This is a genomic window from Desulfovibrio sp. 1214_IL3152, assembly GCF_036763055.1.
In the GTDB taxonomy this organism is placed as follows: domain Bacteria; phylum Desulfobacterota; class Desulfovibrionia; order Desulfovibrionales; family Desulfovibrionaceae; genus Desulfovibrio.
In genome coordinates this window covers 1-7,252 of record NZ_JBAIYW010000360.1, presented here as the reverse complement: position 1 = coordinate 7,252, position 7,252 = coordinate 1, and the positions used below count along the sequence as shown (strand labels likewise).

The following is a 7,252-nucleotide window of genomic DNA, read 5'->3' as shown; positions in this document are numbered from 1 at the left end:
GACGTGGGCGCATAGTCGCCCTGCTGGGAACCGCCGTGGCGGGCGCAGCAGGACATGAGCTTGTGGGTTGCGTGAGAGCCGCAATGCGGGCAGGCCGGAGAAGTATCGTCAAAAACCAGTTCTTCAAAATCCCGGCTGCATTTTTCGCAACTGTACTCATAGATGGGCATGATCAATCCTCGTTTACGGTGTCTGCGTGCAAATAGGGCGCAAGTGCCGCCACATTTTCAAAAAGATAATAATCAGTCAGCTGGCACAGTAAATGTCCGGCAGTAATATGGATTTCCTGTATAAGAGGCGTGCTCGGGCTTGCTACGTCCACAAGCATGTGACAGAGCGGGGCCATGCGCCCTCCGCCTCTGCCCGTGAAGCCCAGCGTGAGCATGCCGATGCGCCGGGCAGCCTCAAGGGCGGCCAGCACATTGGGGCTGTTGCCGGACGTGGATATGCCCACAAGAATATCTCCCTTGCGACCCAGCGCCTCCACCTGACGCGAAAATACCTGGCTGAAATCCAGATCGTTGGCGATGGCGGTAAGGGCCGAGGTGTCGGTTGTAAGGGCCAGGGCAGGCAGGGCGGGCCTGTCCATAAGAAAACGGTTTACAAATTCCGCCGCAAGATGCTGCGCGTCCGCCGCGCTGCCGCCATTGCCGCAGAGCAGAATTTTTCCGCCCTGCGCCAGGCAGGCTGCCAGACGCAGGGCGGTTTCCCGCAGCATGGGCGCTTGTTCCGCAAAAAAACTTTCCCTCAACCGGGCGCCGTCGCGCGCGTGGGAGGTTATAATGTCAAGAGCGCTGTCGTTCATGGCTCACGCGGCCTTGTTGTTGGATTTTGACCAGGAAGGTTCTGTTCATATGTCAAAGCGTCGGCCCTGACAAGCAAGGCCGGCGGGCTTGCGATAAGAGCCTTGATAACGTAAATTGTCATCTTATGCAAAATCAATACAAGCGCCACATTCTACTGGTCTGCAAGGCCCGCCACGAACGCGCCGCCCGGTTGGGTGAAGAAATCCGCTCGTGGCTGGAAGAGCGTGGTCACAAAGCACATCTGGTAGAGGCCGGGCAGGATTTGTCCCTTTGCACGGGTACCCTTGACTTTGTTGTGGTGCTTGGCGGCGACGGCACCATGCTCGGCGTAGCCCGGCGTCTTGTGGGCAACAATGTGCCGGTATTGGGCATCAATTTCGGGCGCGTGGGTTTTCTTACAGATGCCCAGCCGGAAAACTGGCAGGAAAAGCTTGCCGAATGCCTGGAAGGACATGAGCCGGTTCGTGCCTGCATGGCGCTCAGCTGGTCGCTTGCGCGCGACGGCGAAGAGATTCAGGCAGGGGCGGCGGTCAATGACGTGGTCGTCAGCCGTGGCGCGCTGTCCAGGCTGGTTTGCCTTGATATCCGGGTTGACGGGCTGCATATGGGGTCGTTGCGCAGCGACGGCATCATACTGTGTACGCCTGTGGGCAGTTCGGGCTACAGCGTATCAGCAGGCGGTCCGCTTCTTTATCCTTCAATGGACGCCATCGGCTTCACGCCGGTGTGTCCTTTTCTGAATACAATCTCGCCCATGGTTTTTCCCGGATCGACAGACATAGAGCTTCAAATTTTGCGTGGTTCCACAGACTGTTATCTTACGGTGGACGGTCAGGAAGGCCACAAGCTGGAAAAAGGCGATCTTGTGCGCATTTCCGGCCTGCCCGCAGCGGTGCGCTTTATGGGAGAAGGCACATGCTTTTTCGAGCGCCTGCGAAGCCGGGGTTTTGTTTTGCAGGGGGCTGTGGACAACTGCACGGGGGAAATGTCGTGAACAAGGCTCTTGCGCCGGCAAAGGTGTGCGATATCCGTCTGGGGCAGAATGTCCGCTTTGACGCATGGCTTTACAGCATGCTTATGGATAACAATCTTGCGTACCGCATGAATCCCGATATCATAGCCAGTCCGGAACAGATGGCTTTTATGCTGCATATGGATCAGGATCAGGTGTATTTGCCCTGCTCGGACGCAACTTTTTTAATGCTCTGTGCCGACGCCCCTTCAGCCGAACTGCGCAACCAGTATAACCGTTCATGGCGCATTATCACGCGTCTGGTACGCTCGTTTGTGCCTGACAAGGTGCAGCGGCGGCGCATTTTGCAGTTTTGCCGCTACCGGTTTTCCCAGTACATCGGGCAGCATACCCTTATTCCTTCGCGCCTTGTCAAACGCATGACCAGCCTTGTGCTGGCCCAGGGCCATATGACGGACGATCCGTGGGAAGGCCGCCGCCGCGAATCCACCCTCTGCCAGCAGGAAATGCTGGCCCTGCCAGAAATTCATGACAATCTTGAGGCCATGCCGGGCGGACCCGTACCCAGGGGAATTTCCATAGCGCGTCGCAGTATGGACTATGTGGAAATGGCGCGGCTGCTCTGTCTTTCGGCCATGTCCCGGGACTGGCTTGAAAAGCCGCCCTCGGGCGAAGAAGCGCGCAGGGCCATGGAAGAAGCCCAGACAAACTGCGAAAGTCTGCGCCTTTATTTTGAGGCCAATGCCGGACGTTCCGGCACGGTGCTGTTTTTGTGCGACGCTGATGGTGGTGTTCTGTTTGACCTTGTTATGGCGCAAAGCCTTATCCGCATGGGCCACAGGGTTATTTTCGCGGTGAAGTCCGGCTTTTATTTTTTTGCGCCGACGCTTGATGATGTGGAAACAGACCCGTCGCTCAGGCCCTGGCTGCGAGGCGGCATAGTGTTGCGCCAAAACAAGCTGAGCAAGAACGACCTGCTCCGCCACCTGCGTGAGCACCGGCTTGTGGTGATCGGGGACGGTACACGTGAAAGGCTTAACCTGTACCGTGTGTCGGTCACGTTTTCACGGGCCTGGAAAGAGGCGGACCTGATCCTCGGCAAAGGTTGGCGCGCCGCGGACGTGCTGCTGGGAACCAGCCAGGAGTTCACGCGCGATATTGTCTGTTACTGGCGCGACAGCAACGGCTTTCATATCAGGTTGCGCAAACACGCCCGAGGGGCGCGTAAATTCAGTGAAGACGCCATTGCGGCCCAGGCCGAACATATCATTGCGGGTATGCGTGAGGCCAAGGACCAGGGGCGGACCATCATGTTCTATAGCTGCGTTATCGGCAGCATACCCGGCGAGACGTCAACGGCCATCAGCCTTGTGCATGCTTTTGTAGACAATCTGCGTAAAAAAATGGATAATATTTTGATTATCAACCCCGCCGAGCATTTTATCGAAGGCATGGACGGGGATGACCTCATGTATATGTGGGAACGTGTGCAGCGCAGCGGTCTCATAGATGTGTGGCGTTTTCAGACTGTTGAAGATATTGAGGAAAGCTTCGCCCTTTTGGGGAGAAAGGTGCCTCCGCAATGGTCTGGAAAGGATTCTACCTACTCGACGGGCTGCACCAAAGAAATGCGCATCGCGCTTGATGTGCAGAGCAAAAACCGTGAGATGCAGCTCATCGGCCCTGAGCCCAGGCTTTTCTTCCGCAGGGGAGAATACGGGGTGGGCAAATATTTTGACGCGAGCATTCCTCATCAGAGCTGATTACTTTACAGGGAGTGAATTGACTTATGGCCGTCTATGAAGCCGTTATCGGCCTGGAAGTGCATGTGCAACTGGCTACGGCCTCCAAACTGTTCTGTTCCTGCCCGACCACCTTCGGCCAGCCTCCGAACTCCAATGTGTGCGAAGTCTGCTCCGGCATGCCCGGTGCGCTGCCCGTACCCAACGGGCAGGCCATACATTTTGCCACGCTGGTGGGTCTGGCTACAGGCTGCACCATCAATCAGCGTTCCATTTTCGCGCGCAAAAACTATTTTTATCCCGATCTGCCCGCAGGGTATCAGATTTCGCAGTTCGAGCTGCCCATCTGCGAGCACGGCCATCTGGATATTGAGGTGGACGGCGAGCGCAAAAGGGTGGGCATTACCCGTATTCATATGGAAAACGACGCGGGTAAAAACATACATGCCCAGGGAGAGAACCTCAGCTACGTGGACCTGAACCGGGCCGGCACGCCGCTGGTGGAAATTGTCTCTGATCCCGATATGCGTTCTGCGGCTGAAGCCGTGGCGTACCTCAAGGACCTGTATGCCATTGTCACCTATCTTGGTGTGTGCGACGGCAATATGGAAGAAGGCAGTTTTCGCTGTGATGCCAACGTTTCCTTGCGCCCCGTAGGGGCCAGGGAGTTCGGCACACGCACGGAGCTGAAAAATCTCAACTCGTTCCGCAACGTGCAGCGCGCTATTGAATGTGAAATGGCGCGGCAGCAGGATCTTCTGGACGATGGCGAAAAAGTCGTGCAGGAAACGCGCCTTTACGACGCGGTAAAAAACATAACCGCCTCCATGCGCAGCAAGGAAGAGGCGCACGACTACCGGTATTTCCCCGACCCGGATATCTTGCCCATAGAGATTTCCACATCGGAAATGGAGCGCTGGAAAGCCGAATTGCCCGAACTGCCCAAGGCCAGGGCGGCGCGTTTTGTGCAGATGACCGGTCTGCCTGCGGCGGAAGTTGAAGTGCTGGTGCAAAGCCGTGGTCTGGCGGATTTCTTTGAGGCCGCAGCCGGTCTTTCCGACGCCCGCAAAGCGGCAAATTTTATGCTTGGTCCGCTGTTGCGCGAATGCAACAGCCGGGGCGTCAGTGCGGCGGATCCGGCCGCATGGAACATGAAGCCCGAAGCTCTGGCGGAACTGGTGCGCATTGTGGACCAGGGACTGATCAGTTCCAAGATTGCGAATGATATTTTTGGCGACCTGTTTGAAACCGGCGTCATGCCGGAAAGTTATGTGAAAGAAAAAGGGCTTGTGCAGATATCCGACTCCTCGGCGCTGGAAGAGGCCGTGGATGCTGTTATTGCCGCCAACCCTGCCGAAGTGGAAGCCTACAGGGGCGGCAAGACCAAGCTTATCAGCTTTTTTGTGGGCCAGATCATGCGCGCCACCAAGGGCAAGGCCAATCCGGCTCTGGTCAACGAACTGCTGGCGAAAAAGCTGTAAATACCTCCATGCGCGGTCTGCGTCTGCACGGCCTGCATTGGTGTTGCCTGCGTTGATGCGGCATACTTTTATGACAAAGAGGCTCCCTGCCGTGCAGGGAGCCTCTTTGTCATATCTTGATGCCTTGTGCCGCGCTTTGGCCGGGTCGGGATCGGCCCGGGCTGACCGTATCTGGCGTACAGTTGGGGCGTGTCAGGCTACAGCCTGAAAAAATCCAGTCGGGGGGCAGCGGGGATCATCCCGGCGGCAGCCAGTTTTTCATAAAAGAGCATGAGGCCGCGCTGTTCTTCCTCACCCAGGCTGTAGACAAGCCCCTTGCTGTAGTAAAAGGCCAGTTCGTCCCTGTTCAGCGGGCAGCCGTGGGCTGTCAGGTCAAGGATCACATCCATATTGGCAAAGCTCCAGCTTCGCCCCTGCCGCAGCAGTTCGCCGGGGTCGCTGGCAAACAGGCCCGCGTCTGCCGCTGTACGGCTCACCACCCATAATCCGAAAATAAAAGGCAGGCCAGTCCAGTCACGCCATGCCTCGGCCAGGTCAAGGCGGTAGGGATAGTCCGGATGATTGCGCAGGCGCAGGGCCTCGTCGCCAATAGCCAGAAAGGCGACGGGCGGCTTGTCGCTGCGCACGGCGGGGGTGACCTGTCCGGTGGCATACCTGACATCAAGCTTGTAGCGGTCGCGCATGAGCAGCCGCAGCAGGGCCACGGAAGTGTGCGTTTCACCGCTGATGAGAATCTCTTCGCCGTCCAGCTGATCCAGGGGGACGCGCGAAAGCAGAAGCACGCTCATGACCGGCCCGCGCGAACCGATGGAAAGGTCTTCCACCAGATAATAGCGTTCGGGGCGGCTGGCGTATTCAAAGCAGGATGTGGATGAAACGTGCAGTTCGCCGCGAGCCATCATGTTGTTGAGCAGGGCGGGCGGACCGGATACCAGTTCAAAATCGTGGGGCAGCAGGCCCGCTTCCAGGGGGTGATAGATAGGCAGCACATTGAGATAGCCTATACGGCCCATGCGCAGTACCGGCTGCGGCGTGACGCTGGTCATGGCGATACCCCTTTTTGAGGTGGCGAGGTGGGCGAGGTGGGCGAGGTGGGCGGCGTCTGCCTCGCGCGCAACGCCGCAAAAATTCCACGCGGGAAAATTTGCGGGCGGCTGTCAAAATCCGCCCGCGGCTTATTCCCGCTGTGGTCAGCCCTGTTACAGATTTACGTCAGGCTGCGGTTCCACAGCCTTATAGTCCATGGTGCGCTGCACGGGGGTAAAGCCCGCAGCGCGGATAACCTTGTGGATGTCGGCCCGGTTCATGTGATAGGACACGCCTGCCGCAGCCACCACGTTTTCTTCGATCATCAGGGAACCGAAGTCGTTGGCTCCGTAGAAGAGCGCCAGTTGGGCCACTTGCGGTCCCATAGTTACCCAGGATGCCTGGATGTTGGGTACGTTGTCCAGCACAAGGCGAGAGACAGCCAGCAGGCGCAGATAGGCCGGGGCCGGCAGCGGGTTCACCTCGATGCGTGTGTGGGCGGGCTGAAACGTCCAGGGGATGAACGCGGTGAAGCCGTGCGTGCGGTCCTGAACCTCGCGCACCGCAAAAAGATGGTCCAGCCTGTGCGAAGCTTTTTCCTCATGGCCGAACATCATTGTGGCGGTGGTGCGCAGGCCCAGTTTGTGCGCCTCTTCCATAATGCCGAGCCATTGTTCAGCCGTACATTTGTTGGGCGAGACCTGGGCGCGTACGCCGGTATGCAGAATTTCCGCCCCGCCGCCGGGCAGGGAGTGCAGGCCCGCCTCTTTCAGGCGGCGCAGCACTTCGCTGACGGAAAGATTGAACTTTTCAGACCAGAAGAAGATTTCCGGTGGCGAAAAGGCATGAATATGCAGTTGCGGCCAGGTTTGCCGCAGCCAGCGCAAAAGGTCCTCATACCATTCCAGCGGCAGGTCGGGATGATGGCCGCCCTGAAGCAGTATCTGCGTACCGCCGAGGGCCAGGGTTTCTTCCACCTTACTGCTCATTTCATCCCGGCTTATGACGTAGCAGTCTTCGTGGTCCGGGGGGCGGAAAAAGGCGCAGAAACGGCAGGCGCACACACAGACGTTGGAGTAGTTGATATTGCGGTCGCCCACATAGGTGACCACGGGGTCCGGGTGCAGGCGCAGGCGCATGGCATGGGCAAGCTGCGCAAGCGTGTGCAGGTCGGCTTTGCAGTACAGGGTCTCTGCGGCGCTTCGGTCAAGCCGTTGGCCGGCT

Annotated in this window: 7 protein-coding genes; 3 read left to right on the top strand and 4 right to left on the bottom strand. The window is 58.1% G+C overall.

Annotation, left to right across the window (positions count from 1 at the left end; genetic code table 11):
• Positions 1-170, bottom strand: a 170-nt coding sequence (locus tag V6C07_RS07700) for an FmdB family zinc ribbon protein (protein ID WP_333535787.1), incomplete at its 3' end; no start/stop codon positions are given.
• Positions 171-172: 2 nt separating this feature from the next.
• Positions 173-805 carry a D-sedoheptulose 7-phosphate isomerase gene (locus tag V6C07_RS07695; protein WP_333535786.1) on the bottom strand — a complete coding sequence of 211 codons (633 nt, stop codon included), beginning with the start codon at positions 803-805 and terminating at the stop codon, positions 173-175.
• A gap of 125 nt (positions 806-930) precedes the next feature.
• Between V6C07_RS07695 and V6C07_RS07690 the strand changes: the two genes are divergently transcribed.
• The 3 genes from V6C07_RS07690 to gatB are packed head-to-tail and all read left to right on the top strand — an operon-like array spanning position 931 to position 5,002.
• Positions 931-1,800 carry an NAD(+)/NADH kinase gene (locus tag V6C07_RS07690; RefSeq protein WP_333535785.1) on the top strand — a complete coding sequence of 290 codons (870 nt, stop codon included), beginning with the start codon at positions 931-933 and terminating at the stop codon, positions 1,798-1,800.
• Entirely contained in the window at positions 1,797-3,542 is a 1,746-nt protein-coding gene (locus V6C07_RS07685; protein ID WP_333535784.1) for an ARMT1-like domain-containing protein, read from the top strand. The genes V6C07_RS07690 and V6C07_RS07685 overlap by 4 nt, the downstream gene beginning before the upstream one ends.
• A 26-nt stretch (positions 3,543-3,568) precedes the next feature.
• On the top strand, positions 3,569-5,002 hold the full coding sequence (gatB, locus tag V6C07_RS07680; protein ID WP_333535783.1) for an Asp-tRNA(Asn)/Glu-tRNA(Gln) amidotransferase subunit GatB: 1,434 nt from the start codon (positions 3,569-3,571) through the stop codon (positions 5,000-5,002).
• A gap of 197 nt (positions 5,003-5,199) precedes the next feature.
• Here the strand turns inward: gatB and V6C07_RS07675 are convergent, their stop codons facing one another.
• Together V6C07_RS07675 and mqnC are read right to left on the bottom strand one after the other, a co-directional pair.
• Positions 5,200-6,048 (bottom strand): menaquinone biosynthetic enzyme MqnA/MqnD family protein, encoded by an 849-nt coding sequence (locus V6C07_RS07675; RefSeq protein WP_333535782.1) that lies wholly within the window; start codon positions 6,046-6,048, stop codon positions 5,200-5,202.
• A gap of 153 nt (positions 6,049-6,201) precedes the next feature.
• Positions 6,202-7,252 (bottom strand): cyclic dehypoxanthinyl futalosine synthase (gene mqnC / locus V6C07_RS07670; RefSeq protein WP_333535781.1); only part of this gene is annotated, 1,051 nt, incomplete at its 5' end.

Coding starts and splice junctions, on each gene's coding strand:
- V6C07_RS07695 (WP_333535786.1), bottom strand. CDS start 805: ATGAACGACAGCGCTCTTGACATTATAACCTCCCACGCGCGCGACGGC.
- V6C07_RS07690 (WP_333535785.1), top strand. CDS start 931: ATGCAAAATCAATACAAGCGCCACATTCTACTGGTCTGCAAGGCCCGC.
- gatB (WP_333535783.1), top strand. CDS start 3,569: ATGGCCGTCTATGAAGCCGTTATCGGCCTGGAAGTGCATGTGCAACTG.
- V6C07_RS07675 (WP_333535782.1), bottom strand. CDS start 6,048: ATGACCAGCGTCACGCCGCAGCCGGTACTGCGCATGGGCCGTATAGGC.